The sequence below is a fragment of the Methyloversatilis sp. NSM2 genome, from assembly GCF_038066675.1.
In the GTDB taxonomy this organism is placed as follows: Bacteria; Pseudomonadota; Gammaproteobacteria; order Burkholderiales; family Rhodocyclaceae; genus Methyloversatilis; species Methyloversatilis discipulorum_A.
Genome location: NZ_JBBUKV010000004.1, coordinates 43,948 through 66,304, shown reverse-complemented (window position 1 = coordinate 66,304; position 22,357 = coordinate 43,948). Strand labels below are relative to the sequence as shown.

Genomic DNA, 22,357 nt, shown 5'->3' with positions numbered 1-22,357 from the left:
TATGGCCTCCCAGACCGCACCGACCATCGACGCGGCCGGCATCCGCGCGCCGCAGTTCGCCGACATCCTGACGTGGCTGCAAGACCAGTACCGCGCGATCTATGGCGCCGACGTGTATCTGGAAGCCGACTCGCAGGACGGCCAGTTCCTGGCACTGGTGGCCGCCGCCATCAACGACAGCAACACGGCGTGCATCGAGGTCTACAACTCGTTCAGCCCGGCGACCGCGCAGGGGCACGCCCTCAGTCTGAACGTGAAGCTGAACGGCATCCGCCGGCTGGTGCCGACCGCTTCCACGGTCGACCTTCTGCTCGGCGGTACCGTGGGCACGACGATCACCGGCGGCCTGGTGACCGACGCCGACGGCACGCAGTGGCGCCTGCCCGACACCGTCACCATCCCTGGTACCGGATCGATCACCGTGACGGCCACGTGCGTCAAGCTGGGCGCGATCGAGGCCGCCGCCGGAACGATCACCAAGATCGCCACGCCCACCTTCGGCTGGCAGACCGTCACCAACCCGTCGGCCGCAGTGCCCGGCAGCCCGGTCGAGACTGACGCGGCGCTGCGCGTGCGCCAGTCGCGGAGCGTGGCGGTGCCGTCGCAATCGATCTTCGAAGGCATCGTCGGCAGCGTCGCGAACCTGGCCGGCGTGACGCGCCTGCGAGGCTATGAGAACGACAGCGATACGCCGGACGCCAACGGCGTGCCGGGGCACCACATCGCCCTCATCGTCGAAGGTGGCGACGTAGCGGCGATCGCGAACACCATCGCGATCAAGAAGACGCCGGGCACCGGCACGGCCGGCGACGTCGTGCAGTCGGTCGCCGATGCGTTCGGCGGCAGCCACATCATCCGCTTCAGCCGGCCGACGGTCGCCAACATCAAGATCAACATGACGATCCAGGCGCTCACCGGGTACTCGTCGGCGATTCTCCCGCGCATCCGCCAGGCGATCGCCGACTACCTGAACGGCCTGTCGATCGGTGAATCGGTGCTCTACAGCAAGCTGTTCGTACCGGCGAACCTTGGAAATGACAGCGTGGGCATGACCTACGCCATCACGGCCATGACGGTCGCGCGCGATGCCGGTGCGTACGGAACGTCGAACGTCGTGCTGGCCTTCGACGAGGCAGCGGCCTGTGACGTGGCCGACATCGCCATCACCGTGGTGACCTGATCGTGGCCCGTGACTACACCGCGCTGATCACCAGCGAGCACCGGACGGCGCCGCGCTTCGTCGCGACGGTCGGCGCCGTCACCGGTGCACTGGCCATTACGGCCGACGTTACGCGCTCGATTCCGAATGCGTTCGACGTCGAGACTGCGGTCGGCGCGCAGCTCGACATCATCGGCCTGTGGGTCGGCCAGTCGCGGCTGATTCCGAACGTTCTGCTGCTCCAGTTCTTCGGATTCGCCGGCAATCCGGCGGCACTGCCATTCGGCGAAGAGGACAACCCTTCGGGCGGTGGCCGCTGGTATGAGGAGGGAGAGGACTACACCGCCACGACAGTGCTGGGCGATCCGGAGTACCGGACGCTGATTCTTGCGCGCATTGCACGCGACATGTCGAAAGGCACTACCGCTGAGCTTCTGGGCTCGCTGTCGTTCGTCTTCGGCGGCGCGCTCGTCGCACTGGATGACCCCGGCGACATGACCATCAGCGTCGCCATCGGTCGATTCCTCACGCTGGTGGAGCGGGCAATCATCGCGAACCTAGACATCCTTCCGCGGCCGGCCGGTGTGCGCATCAGCCGCCGCGTGATGTTCAGCAGTGAGCGGTACTTCGGTTTTGAGGGACAGGAAAACGCCCTGTCATTCGGTGAAGAAGGGCTGCTGGATGTCGGCGGCCTGTTCGCAGAGGAGTTCTAAGGTATGGCAATCACGAAACCTCCGGTTCTACCGCCCTGGGCGGACAGTGGCGATAAGGTGCAACCGACCAATGCGGAGATCGAGTCGGGCTGGCCGGCTGGCTCTGTTCCGCCGTCCCGGCAACGATTCAACTGGATCCTCAACTTTTGCGCGAACGCCGTGCGGTACTTCAGCCGACGCGGATTGGTCGATTACGACTCCGGCGAGACCTACATGACGGGTGACGTGGTCCGCGGTGACGATGGGCTGATATATCGATCGCTGCAGGACACGAACTTGAACCACACCCCGAGTTCGTCTGCGGCGTGGTGGGGACCGGTCCAAACAAAGACCGCCACGACATCCGACAACACGACGAATATCGCTACCACAGCGTGGGTACGCGCCTCGATGTCGAACATCGCCAGCGCAGCTGGTTTTGTGGTGTCGTTTGGCACCTACAGCTACGTGAAACTCCCGTCGTGGTTGGGTGGGGTGATCTTCCAGTGGGGAGTGTTCACGTCTAGCGGATCGGCCGGCGCGGCCGTCCCCGTCGTCTTCGCGACGGCATTCCCCAACTCCGTGCGCGCGCTTGTTCTGACATCTTCACTTTCGAGCGCGACGACAACCACAGCGTGGTACGACAGTTTGTTGCCTGGTGGTTTCAACGGGCGATCCAACGCAATCTCGAATTCTGTCTCGTTTCTCGCTGTAGGAGACTGACGAAATGAAGCTCTATTCAAAGACCACCGGATGGTTCTACGACGAAGATATCCACGGTGCCAACGTGCCTGCCGATGCTGAGGTGGTGTCAGACGACGAATACCGAGCACTCCTGACCGGGCAGTCGGCCGGCATGGCTATCGTGCCCGGTCCCGGCGGTTCCCCGGTGCTCGCGCCTCCCCAGATAGATCCGTCGCCTCCGCAGTCCGTGACACGCCGTCAGGCCCGGCGAGCTCTCGAAGAAGCTGGTTTGCTGGAAACGGTTGAAACCTACTTTTCGACCCAGGCCAGCACAGCTGATCGCATCGACTACGAGGATGCCCAGACTTTCGACCGCGACTGGCCCGCGCTGACGCAGGCGGCTACCGCTCTTGGCCTCTCGTCCATCCAGCTTGATCAGTTGTTCGTGGCGGCTTCGACCCTCTGATCTATCGCTCAATGCGTCACCAAGAGGCCGCCTTCGGGCGGCTTTTTTACTTTCTGGAGAGGCTAGTGACTGAACCCACCTCTACCGCGGCGGGGGCCGCTGCCGGCGCGCTCACAGTGCTGCCTGTCGCCATGCTGGGCGCCCAGACTGACGCGCTCGGCCTAGGCCTCTTCGGCGCGCTGCTGGTCTGTATGTGGTTGCGCTCCGTTCGCACCCGCTCGCGCGCATTCAGCGCGGTGCTGCTGTCCGGATTGCTGGCTGGATACGGATCTCCGATCGCCGCGTCCGTCGCCTCCGGCTACCTGAGCGGGATGAATGTGGACGCCTTGCGGTTACCCATGGCGCTGTTGATCGGCGTGCTGTCGCCGACACTCGTTCCCATCCTGCTGCGCGTAGCGGCGGCGCGCGTCGATCAAGGCGGGGTGCTGTGATGGACGCGCTGCACGTCTGTGGCATTGCGGCTGCCGTGGTGGTGCTGGTGCGCGTGGTATGCCTGGCCAGCCACCTTTCACCGGACGGCTGGAAGGGCATGCTGCCGCGCTTCTTCGCCTTCTCCGTGTCCCTGGCGGCCTTCGGGGCATCGGCCTTCGCGGTGGCCGCAGACTTGCCGTTTTCCGGACAGGCGCTGCTGGTCAGCGTCGCGGGGCTGATCGTTTCGGACCGGAGGATGACCCGATGATCCTCTCGCCCATCCAGCTCATGCGCATCGTGCCGCGCTGCCCGGACGAGATAGCGTGGACCGCCGGCCTGAACGAAGCGCTTCGCGAGTTCGGCATCGAAAGCCGTCTGCAGGTTGCGCACCTGCTCGCACAGCTCGCGCACGAGAGCGCCGAATTCACGCGGCTGGTCGAGTCGCTGACCTACACCAGCGCGGAACGCATCCTTGCGGTCTGGCCGTCCCGCTTCTGGCTGCCCAGCCCACAGCAGCCGACGTGCCCGGCCAACCGGCGCGACGCCCGCGGTTTCGTGCGCGCGCCGGTGCTGCTGGCGAGCTACGTCTATGCCGGGCGCAACGGTAATGGCGCAGAGAGCACGTCGGACGGCTTCCGCTTCCGTGGCCGTGGTCCGATCCAGATCACCGGCCGCAGCAACTACGCGCGCTGCGGCCAAGCTCTCGGACTGCCGCTGATCGAGCAGCCGGATCTGTTGACTGACCCGGACGTCGGCGCTCGGGCGGCGGCGTGGTTCTGGGCGGACCGGCGCATAGGACCGCTCGCCGACGCCGACGACCTCGACGGCGTGACGCGCAAGATCAACGGCGGCACGCACGGCCTCAATGACCGGCGCCGGTATCTCCAGACCGCGATGCGGGTACTGTCGTGATCGCCGGCACATTCGTGCGCGCACTGCCGTCATGGGTGCTCTGGCTGGCGCTGGCCGCGCTCGTCGCTGCGTCGGCGGGGTGGGGATACACGCGCGGGCTGTCAGCCGAGCGCGAGGCGCGCGACGACCTGGTCGCCGCATTCGCCCAGTTCCGTGCCGAGGTCGCCGCCCAGGGCCGGCAGGCGCAGGCCAGAACCGCGGCCGAGATCACACGACAGGAGACCATCAATGCCCAGACTCATACCGCCTACGGCGTCGCTTTCGATCGCATGCGCGCTCTGCACGCTGCTGACCGCCTGCGCCTCGCCGCCGGTCCAGCACGTGCCGGTGGCAGTGCAGTGCCCGCCGATACCGCGGCCGCCGGCCGAACTGATGCAGCCGCTGCCGACGCTGGACCTGATCCCGGTGGAGATGCTTCCGCCGAAGCTCCGGGCGCGCTGACGGAGCGTTGTCAGGCCGCAACGCTGCAATGTGTATGGCTCCAGCACTGGCTCGATGAGCAGGCCGCAGCCGTGCCCTGAGTGCGAGCGGCTGCGCGAGGATCGCAATGCGTGGCGTGCGATCGCAGTCATGCTCATGGGGCTGTGCCGCACGCTGCGGGACATCGCGATCCGGCGGTGATGGCGGGTGGGTGGGGCTGGAAATATTAGACAACCGTCTAATATTCGCCCTACAAACGGCATAAATGAAAACGGCCCACATCGCTGTGGGCCGCTTGGCATTTGGCTCCCCGACCTGGGCTCGAACCAGGGACCTACGGATTAACAGTCCGGCGCTCTACCGACTGAGCTATCGGGGAAGAAAGAGGCCGCAACTATAGACAGCCTTCCGATAATCGTCAAGCGATTGATGGGATATTTTCTTCGGGCTGAATGTGCGGTCACTCGGCACCCGAGTCGATTTATGATCGCGTCACCGCTGCCTGCAAGACTGTCTGGCAGCCACAACCGCATGACTTCATCTCTTCAGCGTCGGTGATCCAGCCGGCGCGGCAAGGCGGCCAGCGCGCATCCATGAACGAAAATGCTGTTTACGTAAAGACCGAGGCCGGCGAAGAGGCGGTGAGCAAGCGCACCATCGTCCAGCGCAACCTGCGCTCCATCCTGATCATGATCGACGGGCGCACGCCTGTCGGCAATCTGGCTCAGCAGTTTGGCGATCCGCTCATCGTCGAAGGTCTGGTCGGCGAGCTGGAGCACCGCGGACTGGTGCGCCGGATCGACGCGCCCACGCAGGGCGAGGAGGCGGACCGCGCCGAGCTGTCGTCCATGCTGGTCGATATCGAGGATCTGGTCAGCCAGCCGATCACGCCGGTGTCGGACGACATCCGGCGGGCGCACGAGAAAGCGTCCGCCAAGGAATCGCCGGTGCTCGACGAGTTCGCAATGGCCTTGCCCGAGCTGGCGGCGCCGGCACCGGCGAATGCCCCGGCACCGGCTGCAGCACTGTCTGCGGCCGACGATGTACGGGGCGCCATCCGTCGGGCGATGATGTCCGCCTCGCCGGATGCCGCAGCGTCGTCGGCGGAGCGCAGCGGCGGTGGCCTGCAGCGACTGTTCGATCTGTTTGCCGGACGTGTCGGCGACCGCAAGGGCCCCCCGGGTTCGCTCGGCAAGAAGATCGTCCTTTCCGCGGCGGTGCTGCTGGTGCTGCTGGTCGGCCTTTTCTTCCTTTATCCCTATCAGCGCCATCTGCCGCACTTCGAGTCCCTGGCGACCGAATTGCTGGGGCAGCCGGTGCGCATCGCTTCAGTTTCGCCCAGCCTGTTTCCCGAGCCGTCCATCGCACTCGAAGGGGTGACGGTGGGTGGGCTGGGGCAACTCGAAATCGGCGCGGTGAAGTTGCTGCCGCGGGTGTCCACGCTGCTGTCGGAACGCACCGTTCTGCGCGACGTGCGCATCGAGCGTGCGGCGCTGAATCTGTCTTTCCTGCCTGCGCTGTCGCGCCGCCAGGACATCAACTGGGCTTCGCGCTGGGTCACGGTCGAGCACGTCAGCATGGTCGACGCCAGCATCGTGCTGCTCGATGGTGCGATCGGCGCGCTCGGCGGCGATCTGGCGCTGGACGAGAACGGCGTGCTGACGCGTCTGTCGCTCGCCTCTGCCGACGGCGGGCTCAAGCTCCAGGGCAACAACGCTGGCGGCGTCTGGAGCGTGTCGATGACGGCGCTGGGCTGGCAGACCCCGGGCAAGCCTTCGCTGCTGTTCGACGTGCTGGAGGCCCAGGGCACGCTGAACAGCCGTCGTCTGCAGTTCGACAAGCTGGATGTGAAGCTATACGACGGTTACGCGACCGGCAGCGTGGCGCTGGACTTTGCCGACGTCGCAAGGTTCGAAGGGCAGTTGCAAACCTCCCGTCTCAGCCTCGGCGGCCTGCTGAAGGTGTTCGCGCCGACGCTGTTGCTGACCGGTGATCTGTCCTTGTCCCTGTCGCTGACCGGCGAGGGCCGGAACTACGAGGAACTGCAGAAGAACCTCCGTGGCACCGGCACGATGGGGGTGCAGCGCGGACAGATCGAGCGCGTCGATCTTGTGCAGGCGGTGCGCATCCCGCGGCCGGGTGGCGTGCGCGGCGGTAGTACGCGCTTCGATCGCCTGGACGCCACTGCGGTGGTCGACGCCAGCGGCGTGAGCCTGAGCCAGGTGGTGATGGAATCGGGCCTGGTCGGCGCCAACGGTACGCTGCGTCTTGCCGACGACACCCTGCGCGGGCGTCTCGATGTGACCTTGCAGGGCTCGGCAACGACGGTGCGCGCGCCGGTGAGCATAGAGGGGCCGTACGCGGATCCAGTGGTGAAGCTGCTGCGCTGAGCCGGAACATCCTGTTGCATCGCAGCGTGCAGCTTTTACTACGCGCTGTCATGCCTGCCGGTTAAAGTGACGGCTCCCCGAATCGCACAGGCGTTTGCATCATGACCATCCTGGTAACCGGCGGTGCCGGCTTCATCGGCAGCAACTTCGTTCTCGACTGGCTGGGCGGCAGCGATGAGCCGGTCGTCAACCTCGACGCGCTGACCTACGCGGGCAACCGCGCCAACCTGGCGTCGCTCGATGGCGACGGGCGGCATATCTTCGTGCACGGCGACATCTGCGACCGTGATCTGATCGACCGCCTGCTCGCGCAGCACCGTCCGTGCGCCATCGTGCATTTCGCCGCCGAATCGCACGTCGACCGCTCGATCCACGGCCCGGGCGAATTCATGCGCACCAACGTCACCGGCACCTTCACGCTGCTGGAAGCGGCCCGTGGCTACTGGGGCGCACTCGAAGGCGACGACAAGGCCGCCTTCCGCTTCCACCACGTGAGCACCGACGAGGTCTATGGCTCGCTCAAGCCGACCGACCCGCCGTTTGCCGAAACCAATGCCTACGAACCGAACAGCCCCTATTCGGCGAGCAAGGCGGCGAGCGACCATCTGGTGCGCGCCTGGCACCACACCTACGGCCTGCCGGTGGTGACCACCAACTGTTCGAACAATTACGGCCCGTATCACTTTCCCGAGAAGCTGATCCCGCTCATCATCGTCAATGCGCTGGCCGGCAAGCCGCTGCCCGTGTATGGCGACGGCCAGCAGGTGCGCGACTGGCTGTACGTGAAGGACCACTGCGCGGCCATCCGCGAAGTGCTGGCGCGCGGGCGTCTGGGCGAGACCTACAACATCGGTGGCTGGAACGAGAAGCCGAACATCGACATCGTGCGCACCGTGTGCGCGCTGCTCGACGAAATGAAGCCGGATGCCGCCGGCCCCTACGAGCGGCTGATCACCTACGTGAAGGACCGCCCGGGCCACGACCGGCGCTACGCGATCGACGCGCGCAAGATCGAGCGCGAACTGGGCTGGAAGCCGGCGGAAACCTTCGACACCGGCATCCGCAAGACGGTGCGCTGGTATCTGGACAACCAGACCTGGGTGCAGGACGTGCTCAGCGGCGGTTACCGCGACTGGGTGAGCAAGCAGTACGGCGGAGCGTCGGCATGAAGATCCTGCTGTTCGGCAAGGGCGGACAGGTTGGCTGGGAATTGCAGCGCGCGCTCGCGCCGCTGGGCGAGTTGATTGCGCTGGACTTCGATACCGCGGGCGATCTTTCCGGCGACTTCAGTCAGCCGGAGGCCGTGGCGGCAACCGTCCGCCGTGTGGCGCCGGACCTCATCGTCAATGCGGCTGCGCACACCGCGGTCGACAAGGCCGAGAGCGAGGCCGATCTGGCGCGCCTGATCAACGCCAGCACGCCTGGCCGCATCGCGCAGGAAGCGAAGGCACTCGGCGCCCACCTTATTCACTATTCGACGGATTACGTGTTCGACGGCAGTGGTGACGCGCCGCGCGACGAGACGGCGGCGACCGGGCCGCTCAGCGTCTATGGCCGCACCAAGCTGGAGGGAGAGCAGCTGATCGCAGCATCCGGCGCTACTCACCTCATCCTGCGCACCAGCTGGGTCTATGCCGCGCGCGGCGGCAACTTCGCGAAGACCATGCTGAAGCTGGCGAAGGAGCGCGAACGGCTCACCGTGATCGCCGACCAGTTCGGCGCGCCGACCGGCGCCGAACTGCTGGCCGACGTCAGCGCGCACGCTGCGCGCATGCTGCGCGCCCGGCCCGAACTGAGCGGGCTCTACCACTGCGTCGCCGCCGGCGAAACGTCTTGGTACGGCTACGCCACACACGTGATCGAGCGCGCGCGCGCGGCGGGTCACGCGATCAAGGTCGCACCGGATGCCATCCTGCCCATCCCGACCACCGATTACCCCACACCGGCCACGCGTCCGCTCAATTCGCGGCTCGATACCCGTCGCCTGCGCGAGGTCTTCGGTCTCGTGCTGCCGCCCTGGCAGCAGGGCGTGGACCGGATGCTGGCCGAAATCCTCTGAACAGAATCAGGAGCACCCACATGACACGCAAGGGCATCGTACTGGCCGGTGGATCCGGCACGCGCCTGCACCCGGTGACGATCGCGGTATCGAAGCAGCTGATGCCGGTCTACGACAAGCCGATGATCTACTACCCGCTGTCGACGCTGATGCTGGCGGGCATACGCGACGTACTGGTGATTTCGACGCCGCAGGACACGCCGCGCTTCCAGTCCCTGCTGGGCGACGGTTCGGCCTGGGGCATGAAGATCGAATACGCGGTGCAGCCCAGCCCGGACGGTTTGGCGCAGGCCTTCATCATCGGCGATGACTTCATCGGCGGCGGGCCGTCGGCGCTCGTGCTCGGCGACAACCTTTTCTACGGCCACGAATTCGCGCATGACCTGAAGTCGGCCAGCGCACGGGAGGCAGGGGCTACGGTATTCGCCTACGGCGTCACCGACCCGGAGCGCTACGGCGTGGTCGAGTTCGACGGCAACGGACGCGCGATCAGTCTGGAAGAGAAGCCGGCCAAGCCGCGCAGCCGCTACGCGGTAACCGGGCTGTACTTCTACGACGGTCAGGCGAGCACGATTGCCCGTGGCTTGAAGCCCTCGGCGCGTGGCGAACTCGAAATCACCGACCTGAATCGCGTGTATCTGGAGCGCGGCGAACTGGAAGTGCAGGTGATGGGCCGCGGTCACGCCTGGCTGGACACCGGCACGCACGACTCGCTGATCGAGGCGGCGCAGTTCATCCAGACACTGGAGAAGCGTCAGGGCCTGAAGATATCGTGCCCGGAAGAGATCGCCTGGCGCCAGGGCTGGATCGATTCCGAGCAGCTGAAGAAGATCGCCACCCCGCTGGCCAAGAGCGGTTACGGCCAGTACCTGCTGCGCATCATTGACGAACAGGTGTTCTGATGAAGGTGATCGAAACAGGCATCGAAGGGTTGCTCGTGCTCGAACCGAAAGTGTTCGGCGACGCCCGCGGCTTCTTCATGGAAAGCTTCAACGCGCGCACCTTCGCCGAAGTGACCGGGCTGAAGCTGGACTTCGTGCAGGACAATCACTCGCGCAGCGGACGCGGCGTGCTGCGCGGACTGCACTACCAGATGCGGCAACCGCAGGGCAAGCTGGTGCGCGTGTCGCAGGGGAGCGTGTTCGACGTCGCGGTTGACCTGCGCCGGTCATCGCCCACCTTCGGCCGCTGGTACGGCGTGGAACTGAGTGGCGAGAACCACCGCCAGTTCTGGGTGCCGGCCGGTTTCGCGCATGGTTTCTACGTGCTGAGCGAGTCGGCGGACTTCCTGTACAAGACAACCGACTACTACGCGCCGGAACACGAGCGCAGCCTCGCGTGGAACGACCAGACGGTCGGTGTGCAGTGGCCGCTGGCGGGCGAGCCGTTGCTGTCGGCCAAGGATGTCGCGGGCAAGCCGCTCGGTGAGTGCGAGGTGTTCGAAACGCTCTGAGACGAGACCGGCGTCGCGCCCGCGCTGTCGGGTTCGATGCTGTCTGCGGGATGGACGTTATTTAATGCGCCGGGTAATGCCCCGTTAACTCCCGGGATCGCGCTTAGTGGGACCCTCTTCCTCGTTCTCCACACGGGAGGGTTCCCATGACTGACCTCAAGAGCAGGCTGGCGCATGTCGCGCTTGCAGCCGGACTTGCTGCTTCCGCATGGAGCGCGGGTGCGGCAGTCGAAGACGACCGGCTGCTGGCGTCCCAGTGCCTGGGCTGCCATGCGGCGGATGCGTCCGGCAAGGGCGGTTTCGACCGCTTGAACGGCGAGACCGCCGCCGAAATCGCAGAAGAGCTGGCCGAAATGCGCGATTCGAGCAAGGAGCTCGACATCATGCACATGCAGGCGCGTGGCTATACCGATGATCAGATTCGACGAATTGCGGGCTGGTTCGCCGCTTATGCGCCTGGCTCAGGCACATCTCCCCGCTCGGAGGACAGCGACGACAGCGATACCCGGCAAAAGAGCAAGAGCTCGAAGAGCGTGCGCGTAAAGACGGTGTCCGCGACGAAGCCGCTGGCCAGAAGATCCGTCACGACGAAGCTTGTGACGAAGAAGCCGACCGTGCGGAAATCGAGTTGAGGGGCGCTGACATGAAATTCGAGACGATGTTCGAACAGCCGCTGAATCGACGCGGCTTCCTGGGTGCGCTGGGCAGCGCCGCGGTACTGGCGTCGGCGGGCCTGCCGAGGCCTGCTCGCGCGGCTGCAGCACGCATCGTGGTGGTGGGCGGCGGATTCGGCGGTGCGACGGCGGCGAAGTACATCGCGCTGTGGGGCGGCGCCGGTGTGTCGGTGACGTTGGTCGAGCCGAATGCACGGCATGTCTCGTGCATTCTGAGCAATCTGGTACTGAACGACCGGGTCAAGCTGGCTGGTCTGGGTTTCGGCTACGACCTCCTGAAACAGCGCTACGGCATCGAGGTCGTGGCAGATCGCGCGATGGCCGCTGATGCGGTGGCAGGCAAGCTGGATCTTGCGAGCGGGATTGCACTGGACTTCGACCGGCTGGTCATCGCGCCCGGCATCGGCTTCGATCCGGTGCCAGGTCTGGATACGCCGGAACAGAAAAGTCTTGTGCCGCACGCGTGGGTGGCGGGGCCACAGACCCAGGCGCTGCGCGACCAGTTGAATGCGCTGCGCGACGGCGGCACGGTGGTGATGAGCATTCCGAAAGCGCCGTACCGCTGTCCGCCCGGGCCCTACGAGCGTGCCTGCGTGATCGCCGATTTCCTGAAGCGCCGCAAGCCCAGATCGAAGCTGGTCGTGCTGGACGCAAATGCAGATATTCAGGCCGAGCCGATCATGTTCCACCGGGCTTTCGCCACGCTGTACCCAGGGCGGCTCGAATATGTACCGAACGCTGAAGTCAGGCGCGTGAGTTTCGAAGCGGGGCGAAAGCTGGCCTGGATCAGTGATGGCATCGGTGGCGAGACCTCGTGGGCTGCAGACGTGCTGAACGTCATTCCGCGCAATACGGCGGCCCGGCTTGCGCACGATACAGGGGTGGTGAACCTGAATGGCCGCTGGGCCGGCGTGGATCCGCTGACCTACGAGTCGACCGCGGTGCCGCGCATACATGTGATCGGCGATGCCCAGGGTACCGGCATGCCGAAGGCCGGACACATTGCCAACTCGGAAGCGAAGATCTGCGCCGACGCCGTTGTGCGAATGATCAACGGCTGGCCTGTGGATGACGCTGTCCGCATGCAGAGCGTGGTGGCGAATTCCGCCTGTTTCAGCCCGATCACCTACGACACTGCGTCGTGGTTGAATGCCGTGTTTGCCTACGATCCGGCAACACGCCTGATGAAGCGGGTCGATGCGTCTTTCGGTGAGGCACCGGCGCGCAGCAAGGAGAACTACGAACAGATGATGAAGTGGGCTGCCCGCCTGTTTGACGACACCTTCGCCTGAGCCGCCGGGCATCGCATTGCGCCGCACAGGCTGCGCGTCTGCTGCGCGGATCGAATGACGACCGGCCCCGAGACGCCCTTGCCGCCTCGTGACGAGATGGCAAGGGCGTCTTCAGTTGACCGGTGATCCGGCGTGCGTTCGAGGTCAGGCTTCGTCGCGTTGTTCAGCAGCGGCCGCCTTGGCCGCCTTGTCCTCGGCCAGCATCTGCGCCCTTGTCTCCGGCGTTTCCAGGCTCACACGTCCGATCAGCCCGTCGCGGTAGTCCTGCAGCAGCGTGAACGCGGCCTTTTCCAGATCCGGTGCACCGCCCTTGATGCGGTAGCCGCGGCGCGCGGCGATGTGTTCGATCACTGCCACGCCGTCCATGTCCGGCGTGCAGCCGTAGCGGGCGGTCAGCATCTGCGGGTAACGCGCCTGCAGCAGGTTGCCGAGGAAGGTGGCGACCTCCTCGTCGATGATGGCGTTGCGGCCGATGGCGTGGCTGGCGGCCAGCATCAGGCCGTCGCTCTCGTGCTCGATCTTCGGCCACATCAGGCCAGGCGTGTCATACAGCGTGAGCCGCGGATTCAGGTGGATGCGCTGGATGCTCTTGGTGATCGCCGGTTCGTCGCCTGTGGCGGCCACCTTCTTCTTCACCAGCGCATTCATCAGCGTCGATTTGCCGACGTTCGGAATGCCCATGATGATGACGCGCAGCGGCTTCAGATTGTCGTCGCGGTGCGGCGCGAGCGACTGCGCCAGCGACTGGATGCGGCCGGCGTCGCCCGGCTTGCGCGCCGAAATGGCGACCGCCTTGGTGTTCGGCTGGCTGTTGAAGAACTTGAGCCAGGCCGCGGTCACGTCGGGGTCGGCCAGGTCCGCCTTGTTCAGCAGCTTCAGGCAGGGCCGGTTCCGGTGCGTGCGGATGGCGTGGATCAGCGGATTGCTGCTTGCCTCCGGCAGGCGCGCGTCGAGCACCTCGACCACGACGTCGATCGATTTCATCGCGTCGGTCGCATGCTTGCGCGCGGCGGTCATGTGACCGGGGAACCACTGGATGGACATGTGAGGCGGGCGGGACAGCGGGAAAGGTCGTCATTCTACCGGTCGACGCGGTGCCTCGCCCTGAAACACCGGGACGCCTGATGCGGTCGAAGCGGACACTTCACAGGAGACCGCCATGCTCGTCCGCCTCATCTACGCCAGCAAGGTCCGCGACGGCCTCGCACCCGGCGACATCGACCACATCCTTGCCCGCTCGCAGGCGAACAACGCGCGCGTCGGCGTCACCGGGGCACTGTGCTACACCGGCGGCGTGTTCCTGCAGTGTCTGGAAGGCGGGCGGCGGGAGGTGAACGAGGTCTATCACCGCATCGTCGGGGACACGCGTCATCGCGATCCGGCCATTCTCGGCTTCACCGAGGTCACGGCGCGCGACTTCGCCGACTGGGCCATGGGATACGTCGGCTACACGGCCGATAATCGCGCGCTGTTCCTGAAGTACTGCCCACGTCCCGAATTCGACCCTTACACGATGAGCACGGCCTCGGTCGAGGCGCTGCTGCACGAACTGCTCGGCGTGGCGCGCTGGAAGACGGCGCGCACGGAACGCCCGAGCCCCTGAGTCGCGCCAACTGCCGACAGAACAGGTTCAACGCTTGCGGCGACCGATCCCGTCCGGCGTTGGCCTGTCAGCGGATCCGGCGGCGACACATCCGCCCGACCACCGCGAGGCCGGCCAACATCGACAGCCAGGTCGAGGGTTCGGGCACAGGCGCCGCCATCAGGTTGGCGGCTGCCATCTGCGCGCCGATGTAACGGCCGACTTCGCCGGCACCGACCGGATCCGCTTCGTCGAAGGGCTGCGCCTCATTGTCCTCCGGATTGTAGGCACCCAGATACTCGTAGAACTCGTAGCGACGGATGACCGACTTCTTGTCGTCGAAATCAGCGGCAAGGGGCTTTTCGAGCAGCAGTTCGTCACCCTCGCCGTTGTCCTTGTCTGCCGGCTTGGCCTGGAACAGCACCCACTCGATTTCGGTTTCCGATTGTTCGCGCGGCACGACCGCGTTGTCGCTCAGCAGTTCTTCAAGTTCGACTTCGCGCTCGATCTCGGTCGTATAGACCTTGACCCACTGCGCCACGCCGTATTGTTCGCGGTCCTCCGCAGGTTCCGGTGCGATCACCGCCTGTACGACCGGCGGAGCTGCCGGCAGGCCGGGGTCGGCGGGGGCGGGATCGACGACCTGCCATGCCGGCGCGGCGATCAGGACGTTGCTGCCGACCGCGCTGATCTGGCCGGTGGCCGCGTCGCCCTTGAGCCAGCGGTACTGGGTACTGGTCGCGTTCTTGTTCAGACCGAGACCGAAGTGCTCGCAACCGCTGCCGGCGTAACCGGCACCGCCACCTGACCAGCAGCTGTGACCGTCGGTCGGCGAGAAACTGCTCGGCACCGGTGTTGCGGCCAGGAACAGCCCGCGGGCGCTGTCGTAGGCGGCGAGGTAGCGGACGAAGATGCCATCGGCGAAGCTGTCGATGCGCGGACTGCCGTAGCGGTTGTAATCGCCGCCGAAGGTGTAGCTGACGTCCGCCGCCGACACGCCGTGCAATTCGATCTCGAAGCCGTGCGTTTCAGAACCGGTGTCGTTATAAACGTCGAAATTGCTCAGGCTGCCGTACAAGGTCGGGCTGGCCAGTGTGGCGCCGGTGCCTCCGGCCAGAAGCGCGGCGACGATCCAGCGCGCGGTGTTCGATGATGTTCTGTGCATGGCGCTCTCCTCGTACCGAAGTGTGGGGGCAGCGCTTTCCGCGGACTGGTGAGCCATCCGGGCAGGCGCTGCGCCTGTCGCGGAGCGAGTCAGCAACGAGCGACGCGCGCTGTCCGGCCGGACAATGCGCGTCGTCGTCCGGTGACGCGACCACGATCTGCCGCCATCGTCCTGCACGAACAATAACCATGCATTAAGTAGGGGTTAGCGCTCTACCGGACTCCATCCGGCCCGCCGACGCCGGGGTTCGCCGGATCGCCAAGCCTTCGGGTCGGCAGCGGGCGCCGTGCGCCGGGGCGCTCAGGCGCTGAGGCGCTCAGGCGCTCAGGCGTATTCGACCGAACCATCCGATCGCGGGTCCGCCGCGCCTTCGGCCCGACCATCCGGATAACGCACGATCAGCCCGGCGTGTCCGGCGCTGTCGTCGAAATCGCTCAGCGATTCGATCGCGTGGCCGCGCGCGGCCAGCTGCTCGAACACCTCGGGGGCGAAGCGCGACTCGAGCTTCAGCGTTTCGCTGGCCGAACCCCAAGTGCGGCCAAGCAGCCAGCGCGGTGCCGACACGGCGTCCTGAACGCTGTCGCCGAAGACGAGATGGCGGGTGAACACGGTGGCCTGGAACTGCGGCTGACCGTCGCCACCCATGCTGCCGTACACAACAGTGCGCCCGTCCTTCAGTTGCGCCATCGGCGGATTCAGCGTGTGGAAGGGCTTGCGGCAGGGGTCGAGCGCATTCAGCGCGCCCGCCTGCAGCGAAAAGCTGACGCCGCGGTTCTGCCACAGCACGCCGGTGTCGCCGGCCACGACGCCGCTGCCGAACTCGTGATAGATGCTCTGGATGAAACTTACCGCACGGCCTTCGCCATCGACGACGCCGAGCCAGACGGTATCGCCGGGCGCGGTGTTGACGCGGCCGCCGGCGCGCTCGGGGTCGATGCTGTCGGCAAGTGTGTCGAGGCATTCCGATGACAGCAGCGATTGCGCGTCGACACGCATGCGCGCCGGATCGGTCAGATAGCGGTCGCGGATGCGGAAGGCCTGACGGGTCGCCTCGACCACGCTGTGGATGTAGTCCACCGACTGTCCGTGCAGCCCCTTCAGACCGAGTCGGTCGAGTTGCCCCAGTATCAGCAGCGACAGCAGGCCCTGGGTCGGTGGCGGCATGTTGTAGATGCGACCCAGGCTGTGCTCCAGTTCCAGCGGCGTGCGCCATTGCGCGCGGTGGGCCGCGAAGTCGGACAACCGCAGCGGACTGCCAGCACGCTCCAGTGCCGACGCCATGCGCCGGGCCAGTTCGCCGGTATAGAAATCGGACAGACCTTCGCGCGCAAGCTGAGACAGCGTGTCGGCCAGCCGCAGCTGGTAGAGCGTGCTGCCGGCCGCGGGCAACTCGCCGTCGGGCATGAAGTTCAGCGCGAAACCGGGCTGCGGGCCGACCTCGGGTTCCTTCACGCGCAGACTGCGTGCCAGGTTCTCGGTCACCGTGACGCCGTTGCGCGCGTGATGTTCGGCGTCCCGCAGCAGGCGCGACAGCGGCAGTCGGCCACCGGCTTCGGCCGCTGCCTGCAGCGCAAGCTGCCAGCCGGAAACGGTGCCGGCCACGGTCAGTGCGGCCAGCGGGCCGCGGTTCGGGATGCGATCGCGCACGTCCTGGTCGGCGTACCAGGCGCGGCTCGCGAGTGCGGCAGAGGCGCCGCAGGCGTCGATCGCGCGCGGTGCCTCGCCCGGTTCGGCGATCAGCCAGAAGCCGTCGCCGCCGAGCGCGTTCATGTGCGGGTAGACGACGGCGATGGTGGCCGCTGCAGCGATCATTGCCTCGATGGCGTTGCCACCTTCGCGCATGACGTCGCGCGCAGATTCTGCGGCGAGGTGGTGGGGGGCGACGGCGATGCCGCCCGTGCTTGAAGTCATGTTTGGCTCCTGTTTCGGGTGGGCGCGAAGAAACGCCGTGCGCCGCTATGGTGCATCAGTCGCGTCCGCCGTGCATCTGCGGCGCGTCAAAAGGGCATAACGCCCGGGCGCAAGGGGCAGAATGGCGCGGCACGCATCTTGCGTCGCTTGGCCGAACTTGCTGCCCACCTCCGACAACGACGTCCGACATGGCCGATCAGAAAACTTTGCGTGCCCGGCTGACTGCCGCCTGGCTGCGCCTGAAGAATCCCATCCTGCGCCGGCGTCATTACGCCTATCTGAAGGTCTGGCTCGGGCGCCTCGTGCTGTGGGGCGGCGCGGTCGGCGTCGGTCTGCTGGCGGTCGGCTTTGCGCAGCTTTCGGACCACGCGGTGCACCTGTTCCGTGACACCGCGGCGAGCCACCCGTGGTGGCCCTTTCTGCTGACGCCGCTGGGCGGCGCGCTGTGCGTATGGATCACGCGCCGCTGGTTCGCCGGTGCAGAGGGCAGCGGCATTCCGCAGACCATCGCCGAAATGTCCCGACCGGAAACGGCTGGCTGGCGACCGCTGCTGACGCTGCGCATCATCGTCGGCAAGGTGTTCATCGGCGTGGCGGCGGTCGGCAGCGGCTTCTCGCTTGGCCGCGAAGGCCCGACGGTGCAGGTCGGTGCTTCGCTGATGAATGTGCTGCATCGCTGGCTGCCCGGCGCGCTGCACATTCCGCGCACGCACATGCTGGTGGCCGGCGGTGCGGCCGGCATCGCCGCCGCCTTCAACACGCCGCTGGCCGGCATCGCCTTCGCGATCGAGGAGCTGACGCGCAGCGTCGAGGCACGCATGAGCGGCCTCATCATCACCGCCATCGTGCTGGCCGGCATCGTGTCGCAGACCTTTCTCGGCAAGGCCAGCTATTTCGGGCAGATCGCCATCGCCGGCAGCGACCGCGACATGGCACTGGCCGTCGCGGTGACCGCGCTGGTGTGCGGCGTGGCCGGCGGGCTGTTCTCGCGCATGCTCATCATCGGATCGACGTCGTGGCGCGGTCCGCTGGCCGATCTGCGCGCCCGGCGCCCGGTCGTGTTCGCCGCCGCCTGTGGCCTGCTGGTGGCGGCGCTCGGATTCGTCAGTGGCGGCGTCAGCTTCGGCAGCGGCTACGCCGAAACGCGCGCGCTGCTCGAGGGTGACACGCAGCTCGCGTGGTACTACGGCCCGGTCAAGTTCATCGCCACGCTGATCGCCTACCTGAGCGGTCTGCCGGGCGGCATCTTCGCGCCCAGTCTGGCCATAGGCGCAGGCATCGGGCACGACCTGGCACCGCTGCTCGGCCAGCAGGAGGCGCAGGGCCTGCTGCTGGTGCTGTGCATGGCCGGCTTTCTCGCCGCCGTGACACAGGCGCCGATCACCTCCTTCATCATCGTCATGGAAATGGTCGACGGCTATTCGGTCATCATCGGCCTGATGGCGGTGTCGCTGCTGTCCGCCGGGGTGTCGCGCTTCTTCAGTCAGCCGCTCTATCACACGGTGGCGCGGCACATGATTGCCCGCAATGCCGCGCCTCCCGGTTGATCAGCCGCGTGGGAAGGACATCCAGACGTGGCGACGGTAGTCGTACATCTGGCAGTCGTTCAGCACGGTCAGGAATTCCTTCAGCGTCAGCTTCACCTTCTTCACGTTGCCGCTGAAGGTCTGTTCCAGTGAAGCCTGGGTCTTCACCAGCCGGTAGAGCGGAATCTTCTTGTCGACGTGGTGGGCGGTGTGCTGGAACACGCGGGCGAAGGAGAAATCCAGCCAGGCCGGCACTTCGGTATGGATGGACCCTTCGACCTGGGCGCGGAAGTAGTTCCACTCGTCGCGGTTGTCGTACCAGCGGATGGTCGGGTAGGTGTGGTTCTGGATGGTCACGAAGGTCATCACGTAGTTCCACACCAGGAAGGGCAGCCCGACGCACAGTACGAGGTTCCACGCGAACCCGGCCGCGTCTGCGGCAAACAGGTAGGCCATGAAAACCTCGAAGGCGAGGAAGCCGAACACCGCGACGAAATCGGCCAGCGCGACGGCCGGCGGAATCTCCTTGCCGTTTTCCGAGCGACGCAGGATGAGCACCTTCCACCAGATGTCGAACAGGTAGTAGCAGCCGAAGCCCCAGATGCTGCGGTAGAAGCGATGCACGCGCCTCTGCCACGGTGACAGCGCGGCGAACTCGTCCGGCGACATCGGCGGATAGACCGGGTCCATGCCCTTCAGATTGGTCCAGCCGTGGTGCATCTTGTTGTGCTCGATCTTCCACGTGCATACCGGATGCAGCGAAGGCATGAAGGCCAGCGTCGCGTACAGGCGGTCGAAGAAGGGCCGGTTGGTCAGCGAGCCGTGCGCGGCGTCGTGGCCGATCACGAACATGATGCCGATGGCCTGGCCGCTCATGACGCCGAACAGCGCCTTGAGGGCCAGATTGTCCATCGACAGCGACAGCGTCCACAGCCCGGCGAAGAGGCTGGCCACGGTCAGGAAGAGCAGGCTGCCCAGCGGCAGGCTGTAGGCGTAGGCGATGTCGGGCAGCGTGGAACGGACATCGAGCGGGGTCGGGCAGCGTTCGGTCACGGGAGGGCTCCTGAGATGGGTTGAAGGCATCAGGCGGCGACCGCGCCAGCGTCGGCCGGCTGGGTCTGCATGTCGAGGCGCAGCGTGCTGAGGCCGCGGAAACCGAAGTTCGCCAGCCATTCGGGCCGGGTGTCGACGGCGGCGATGTGCGGGCAGCGGGCGAGCAGCGCGTCGAAGGCGATCTCGGCTTCGAGCAGCGCGAGACGTGTGCCGATGCACACGTGCGGGCCGTGACCGAAGGCGAAATGGGCGGTGTCGGCGCGGCCGATGTCGAAGCGGTCTGCGTCGGCATGACGCGTCTCGTCGCGGTTGCCGGAGGCGATCAGCGGCACCACCATCTGCCCGCGCCGGATCTGCGCCCCGGCGTACTCGAAGTCCTCGGCGGCGATGCGGGTGAGGTACTGCACCGGGCTGTCGTAGCGCAGCATTTCACGCACCGCGTTCGGAATGCGCGAGCGGTCGTCGCGCAGCGCCTGCATCTGGTCGGGGTGGCGCAGCAGCGCGAGCATGCCGTTGCCGAGCAGGTTGCGCGTCGTTTCGTGGCCGCCGAACATCAGCATCGAACACTGCGAAGCCACCTGTTCGCCGTTCAGCGCTTCCTCGTCCTCCTCGATGCGGATGAGCAGGCTGATCAGATCGTCACCGGGCGCGTGCCGCCGCTGCTCGACCACCGCCTCGAAGTAGCGCGTCATCGCCAGCAGGCTGTCACGCCCGCGGTAGGCGACTTCGAGCGAACTGGCCGGGTTGCCGAAGAAGCGGGCGATGGCGTCGGACCACTCGATGAATTCGGCCTGGTCGCGGGCATCGACGCCCATCAGTTCGCAGATGACCAGCGCCGGAAAGGGGTGGGCGAAGCTGCCCATGTAGTCGACCGTGCCGTGCGCGGGCAGGCGATCGATCAGCATGTGCGCGGTACGCGTGATCGCGTCACGCCACACGTCCATCACCTGCGGTGTGAAGCCCTTGTTCATCAGCTTGCGCAGCAGCGTGTGCTCCGGTGCGTCCTGGAACAGCAGCCACATGCCGAACACGCGGTTGAACTCCGCGAACGCCGGCTGCACCGGCTCCGGCAGCAGCGCGCTGTAGCAGTGACTGCGCTGCGCGCTGAGCCGGGCGTCCCGCAGCACCGGGGCAATGTCGGCGTGGCGGGGCAGCAGCCAGGCGCCGCCGAGGAAGTCGCCATTCCAGTGCGCGGAGCCGGCTTCGCGCAGCGCACGGTAGGTCGGGTAGGGGTTCTCGATGAAGTTCTGGTCGAACATGGTCGGCATCTCCGGCAGGCCGATCGCGGTCCGCGGCTGCGGATGCATATCGGAAGTGAAAGGGGGGCGACGAAGGGAGGGCGGTGCCGGCCGCGAGGCCGGGTGCCCGTCGGTACATTCCTTGCGGTGCTTCCGGTGGTCAGGACCTCATCGCTGTCCGGATGCGACGGCGGCGAAGCAGGAGCAGCACACCGCCGGCGGCCAGCATGGTTGCGGCGGACGGTTCAGGGACCGGCGCGGCCGCAACGCCGGCAAGTTCGCCGGCCAGCATCGAGTACGCGGCGGTGGTGAGGTGGATCGAGTCCCAGAAGAAGTACTCGTCCGGCGTTCCGCAGGCGGCGAAGGCGCTGCCGTTGAAGTCGAAACAGGCGGACGCTGCGTTGGTCAGTCCACCCGGTGCATTGCCGGCGAGTACGGCGGCTATCGTGTCCTCGTACCAGTCCTGCGCGTCGAAGCGCATCAGGTTCAGCGCCGGCCGGCTGCTGTCCAGCGTGTCCAGCAGGCTGTCGAGCCGGATGTTCATGGTGTCGACGCCCTCGTGCAGCAGGGCGCGCAGATCGGGATCGGCGGCAAAGGCGCTCGCCCAGAAAGGCTCGTGTTCGAGCGCGATGCTGTTGAGCACGAGGATGTTGCGGGCGCCGGCCTCGACCAGCGCATCCACGTTTGCAGCGATGTCCTGCGCCGCCGTCAGGCCCGCCTGCTGGAGGGCTGCTCGGCGCGTTTCGTCGCCGAGGGATGCGGGCAGGGCCTGACCGAGGCCCCAGAAGTCGTTGTGTCCGCCCCAGACGAAGTACAGCGCGTCCGGATCGGCGCTGCCGGTAAGCGCGAGGTGAGTGTCGACCTGATCGCGCAGCCCGGTGGCTCCGAAGGCGGTGTTGACGAAGGGCAGCACGTTGCCGTGGCCGCTGAGCGCCCCGGTCCATGCGTAGTTGGTCAGGCCGATGCCCAGCGTGCCAGCGAGGTGCTCGACCGCCGACAGGCCGTTGGTGGGGCGCCCCTGGAAGAAGCCGTCGGCGTAGCCGGGGATCGCGAACGGCGGCCACCAGGCAAGCACGTCCTCGACCGGCCGCGTGGCCAGCGCACCGACCAGGTTGCCGGTATCCGAGAAGCTGTCTCCGAACGCATACATCGCCGAGTACGGCGACGCCGCCCAGACGGAGGACGTCCCCCCGGCCATCGCGGCCGTGATGACCAGCCGGCACATGAACCTTCTCATCAGATATGTCCTTCCATGGGTGAGGATCGATCG

At 66.4% G+C, this 22,357-nt stretch carries 23 protein-coding genes and 1 tRNA gene; 16 read left to right on the top strand and 8 right to left on the bottom strand.

Annotation, left to right across the window (positions count from 1 at the left end; genetic code table 11):
* Nucleotide 1: 1 nt before the first annotated feature.
* From WJU27_RS07875 to WJU27_RS07845, 7 genes are all read left to right on the top strand, one after another.
* Complete coding sequence (locus tag WJU27_RS07875; protein WP_341421714.1) at nt 2-1,180, top strand: baseplate J/gp47 family protein; 1,179 nt, start codon at nt 2-4, stop codon at nt 1,178-1,180.
* A gap of 2 nt (nt 1,181-1,182) precedes the next feature.
* Nucleotides 1,183-1,872, top strand: a complete 690-nt coding sequence (locus WJU27_RS07870; RefSeq protein WP_341421713.1) for a DUF2612 domain-containing protein — start codon at nt 1,183-1,185, stop codon at nt 1,870-1,872.
* A 3-nt stretch (nt 1,873-1,875) separates the two neighbouring features.
* Nucleotides 1,876-2,574 carry a gp53-like domain-containing protein gene (locus WJU27_RS07865; protein ID WP_341421712.1) on the top strand — a complete coding sequence of 233 codons (699 nt, stop codon included), beginning with the start codon at nt 1,876-1,878 and terminating at the stop codon, nt 2,572-2,574.
* A 4-nt stretch (nt 2,575-2,578) separates the two neighbouring features.
* A complete protein-coding gene (locus WJU27_RS07860) occupies nt 2,579-3,001 on the top strand; it encodes a hypothetical protein (protein WP_341421710.1) in 423 nt (140 codons plus the stop codon).
* Between the two features lie 65 nt (nt 3,002-3,066).
* Entirely contained in the window at nt 3,067-3,432 is a 366-nt protein-coding gene (locus WJU27_RS07855; RefSeq protein ID WP_341421709.1) for a hypothetical protein, read from the top strand.
* A complete protein-coding gene (locus WJU27_RS07850) occupies nt 3,432-3,680 on the top strand; it encodes a hypothetical protein (protein WP_304002807.1) in 249 nt (82 codons plus the stop codon). Before WJU27_RS07855 ends, WJU27_RS07850 begins: the two co-directional genes overlap by 1 nt.
* Nucleotides 3,677-4,324 (top strand): glycoside hydrolase family 19 protein, encoded by a 648-nt coding sequence (locus tag WJU27_RS07845; protein WP_341421708.1) that lies wholly within the window; start codon nt 3,677-3,679, stop codon nt 4,322-4,324. Before WJU27_RS07850 ends, WJU27_RS07845 begins: the two co-directional genes overlap by 4 nt.
* Before the next feature lie 101 nt (nt 4,325-4,425).
* Here WJU27_RS07845 and WJU27_RS07840 read toward each other — a convergent pair whose 3' ends face one another.
* Together WJU27_RS07840 and WJU27_RS07835 are read right to left on the bottom strand one after the other, a co-directional pair.
* Nucleotides 4,426-4,902, bottom strand: a complete 477-nt coding sequence (locus WJU27_RS07840; RefSeq protein ID WP_341421707.1) for a hypothetical protein — start codon at nt 4,900-4,902, stop codon at nt 4,426-4,428.
* A gap of 145 nt (nt 4,903-5,047) precedes the next feature.
* Nucleotides 5,048-5,123, bottom strand: a tRNA-Asn gene (locus tag WJU27_RS07835).
* A 214-nt stretch (nt 5,124-5,337) separates the two neighbouring features.
* On the opposite strand from WJU27_RS07835, the gene WJU27_RS07830 reads away from it, so the two are divergent.
* The 7 genes from WJU27_RS07830 to WJU27_RS07800 all read left to right on the top strand — a co-directional run bounded on the left by WJU27_RS07830 (nt 5,338) and on the right by WJU27_RS07800 (nt 12,612).
* Nucleotides 5,338-7,134, top strand: a complete 1,797-nt coding sequence (locus WJU27_RS07830; protein ID WP_341421706.1) for an AsmA-like C-terminal region-containing protein — start codon at nt 5,338-5,340, stop codon at nt 7,132-7,134.
* A gap of 101 nt (nt 7,135-7,235) precedes the next feature.
* Entirely contained in the window at nt 7,236-8,303 is a 1,068-nt protein-coding gene (gene rfbB / locus WJU27_RS07825) for a dTDP-glucose 4,6-dehydratase (RefSeq protein WP_341421705.1), read from the top strand.
* On the top strand, nt 8,300-9,193 hold the full coding sequence (gene rfbD / locus WJU27_RS07820) for a dTDP-4-dehydrorhamnose reductase (RefSeq protein ID WP_341421704.1): 894 nt from the start codon (nt 8,300-8,302) through the stop codon (nt 9,191-9,193). The genes rfbB and rfbD overlap by 4 nt, the downstream gene beginning before the upstream one ends.
* A gap of 20 nt (nt 9,194-9,213) precedes the next feature.
* Nucleotides 9,214-10,095, top strand: a complete 882-nt coding sequence (gene rfbA, locus WJU27_RS07815; protein WP_341421703.1) for a glucose-1-phosphate thymidylyltransferase RfbA — start codon at nt 9,214-9,216, stop codon at nt 10,093-10,095.
* On the top strand, nt 10,095-10,646 hold the full coding sequence (gene rfbC / locus WJU27_RS07810; protein WP_341421702.1) for a dTDP-4-dehydrorhamnose 3,5-epimerase: 552 nt from the start codon (nt 10,095-10,097) through the stop codon (nt 10,644-10,646). The genes rfbA and rfbC overlap by 1 nt, the downstream gene beginning before the upstream one ends.
* 146 nt (nt 10,647-10,792) lie before the next feature.
* Nucleotides 10,793-11,278: a c-type cytochrome gene (locus WJU27_RS07805; protein ID WP_341421701.1), complete on the top strand. Its 486-nt coding sequence runs from the start codon at nt 10,793-10,795 to the stop codon at nt 11,276-11,278.
* A gap of 137 nt (nt 11,279-11,415) precedes the next feature.
* Entirely contained in the window at nt 11,416-12,612 is a 1,197-nt protein-coding gene (locus tag WJU27_RS07800) for an FAD/NAD(P)-binding oxidoreductase (protein WP_341421700.1), read from the top strand.
* A gap of 144 nt (nt 12,613-12,756) precedes the next feature.
* Here the strand turns inward: WJU27_RS07800 and ylqF are convergent, their stop codons facing one another.
* Entirely contained in the window at nt 12,757-13,656 is a 900-nt protein-coding gene (ylqF, locus tag WJU27_RS07795; protein ID WP_020164189.1) for a ribosome biogenesis GTPase YlqF, read from the bottom strand.
* A gap of 115 nt (nt 13,657-13,771) precedes the next feature.
* Here ylqF and WJU27_RS07790 point away from each other — a divergent pair, with 115 nt between their 5' ends.
* Nucleotides 13,772-14,215 (top strand): BLUF domain-containing protein, encoded by a 444-nt coding sequence (locus tag WJU27_RS07790; protein WP_296810515.1) that lies wholly within the window; start codon nt 13,772-13,774, stop codon nt 14,213-14,215.
* Between the two features lie 67 nt (nt 14,216-14,282).
* On the opposite strand, the gene WJU27_RS07785 is transcribed toward WJU27_RS07790, so the two are convergent.
* Nucleotides 14,283-15,359: a PEP-CTERM sorting domain-containing protein gene (locus tag WJU27_RS07785; protein WP_020164191.1), complete on the bottom strand. Its 1,077-nt coding sequence runs from the start codon at nt 15,357-15,359 to the stop codon at nt 14,283-14,285.
* A 324-nt stretch (nt 15,360-15,683) separates the two neighbouring features.
* Nucleotides 15,684-17,270, bottom strand: a complete 1,587-nt coding sequence (locus tag WJU27_RS07780; protein ID WP_341421699.1) for a gamma-glutamyltransferase family protein — start codon at nt 17,268-17,270, stop codon at nt 15,684-15,686.
* A 188-nt stretch (nt 17,271-17,458) separates the two neighbouring features.
* Here WJU27_RS07780 and WJU27_RS07775 point away from each other — a divergent pair, with 188 nt between their 5' ends.
* The gene (locus tag WJU27_RS07775; protein WP_341421698.1) at nt 17,459-18,817 is read left to right on the top strand and encodes a chloride channel protein; all 1,359 of its coding nucleotides are present in this window, start codon (nt 17,459-17,461) and stop codon (nt 18,815-18,817) included.
* Here WJU27_RS07775 and WJU27_RS07770 read toward each other — a convergent pair whose 3' ends face one another.
* The 3 genes from WJU27_RS07770 to WJU27_RS07760 form a co-directional block, all read right to left on the bottom strand.
* On the bottom strand, nt 18,818-19,849 hold the full coding sequence (locus tag WJU27_RS07770; RefSeq protein ID WP_341421697.1) for a fatty acid desaturase: 1,032 nt from the start codon (nt 19,847-19,849) through the stop codon (nt 18,818-18,820).
* A 29-nt stretch (nt 19,850-19,878) separates the two neighbouring features.
* Nucleotides 19,879-21,108, bottom strand: a complete 1,230-nt coding sequence (locus WJU27_RS07765) for a cytochrome P450 (RefSeq protein ID WP_341421696.1) — start codon at nt 21,106-21,108, stop codon at nt 19,879-19,881.
* Nucleotides 21,109-21,247: 139 nt separating this feature from the next.
* Nucleotides 21,248-22,324, bottom strand: a complete 1,077-nt coding sequence (locus WJU27_RS07760) for an SGNH/GDSL hydrolase family protein (protein WP_341421695.1) — start codon at nt 22,322-22,324, stop codon at nt 21,248-21,250.
* Nucleotides 22,325-22,357 lie beyond the last annotated feature (33 nt).

Coding starts and splice junctions, on each gene's coding strand:
- WJU27_RS07875 (WP_341421714.1), top strand. CDS start 2: ATGGCCTCCCAGACCGCACCGACCATCGACGCGGCCGGCATCCGCGCG.
- WJU27_RS07865 (WP_341421712.1), top strand. CDS start 1,876: ATGGCAATCACGAAACCTCCGGTTCTACCGCCCTGGGCGGACAGTGGC.
- WJU27_RS07860 (WP_341421710.1), top strand. CDS start 2,579: ATGAAGCTCTATTCAAAGACCACCGGATGGTTCTACGACGAAGATATC.
- WJU27_RS07850 (WP_304002807.1), top strand. CDS start 3,432: ATGGACGCGCTGCACGTCTGTGGCATTGCGGCTGCCGTGGTGGTGCTG.
- WJU27_RS07845 (WP_341421708.1), top strand. CDS start 3,677: ATGATCCTCTCGCCCATCCAGCTCATGCGCATCGTGCCGCGCTGCCCG.
- WJU27_RS07840 (WP_341421707.1), bottom strand. CDS start 4,902: ATGAGCATGACTGCGATCGCACGCCACGCATTGCGATCCTCGCGCAGC.
- WJU27_RS07830 (WP_341421706.1), top strand. CDS start 5,338: ATGAACGAAAATGCTGTTTACGTAAAGACCGAGGCCGGCGAAGAGGCG.
- rfbB (WP_341421705.1), top strand. CDS start 7,236: ATGACCATCCTGGTAACCGGCGGTGCCGGCTTCATCGGCAGCAACTTC.
- rfbD (WP_341421704.1), top strand. CDS start 8,300: ATGAAGATCCTGCTGTTCGGCAAGGGCGGACAGGTTGGCTGGGAATTG.
- rfbA (WP_341421703.1), top strand. CDS start 9,214: ATGACACGCAAGGGCATCGTACTGGCCGGTGGATCCGGCACGCGCCTG.
- rfbC (WP_341421702.1), top strand. CDS start 10,095: ATGAAGGTGATCGAAACAGGCATCGAAGGGTTGCTCGTGCTCGAACCG.
- WJU27_RS07805 (WP_341421701.1), top strand. CDS start 10,793: ATGACTGACCTCAAGAGCAGGCTGGCGCATGTCGCGCTTGCAGCCGGA.
- ylqF (WP_020164189.1), bottom strand. CDS start 13,656: ATGTCCATCCAGTGGTTCCCCGGTCACATGACCGCCGCGCGCAAGCAT.
- WJU27_RS07790 (WP_296810515.1), top strand. CDS start 13,772: ATGCTCGTCCGCCTCATCTACGCCAGCAAGGTCCGCGACGGCCTCGCA.
- WJU27_RS07785 (WP_020164191.1), bottom strand. CDS start 15,359: ATGCACAGAACATCATCGAACACCGCGCGCTGGATCGTCGCCGCGCTT.
- WJU27_RS07780 (WP_341421699.1), bottom strand. CDS start 17,270: ATGACTTCAAGCACGGGCGGCATCGCCGTCGCCCCCCACCACCTCGCC.
- WJU27_RS07775 (WP_341421698.1), top strand. CDS start 17,459: ATGGCCGATCAGAAAACTTTGCGTGCCCGGCTGACTGCCGCCTGGCTG.
- WJU27_RS07765 (WP_341421696.1), bottom strand. CDS start 21,108: ATGTTCGACCAGAACTTCATCGAGAACCCCTACCCGACCTACCGTGCG.
- WJU27_RS07760 (WP_341421695.1), bottom strand. CDS start 22,324: ATGAGAAGGTTCATGTGCCGGCTGGTCATCACGGCCGCGATGGCCGGG.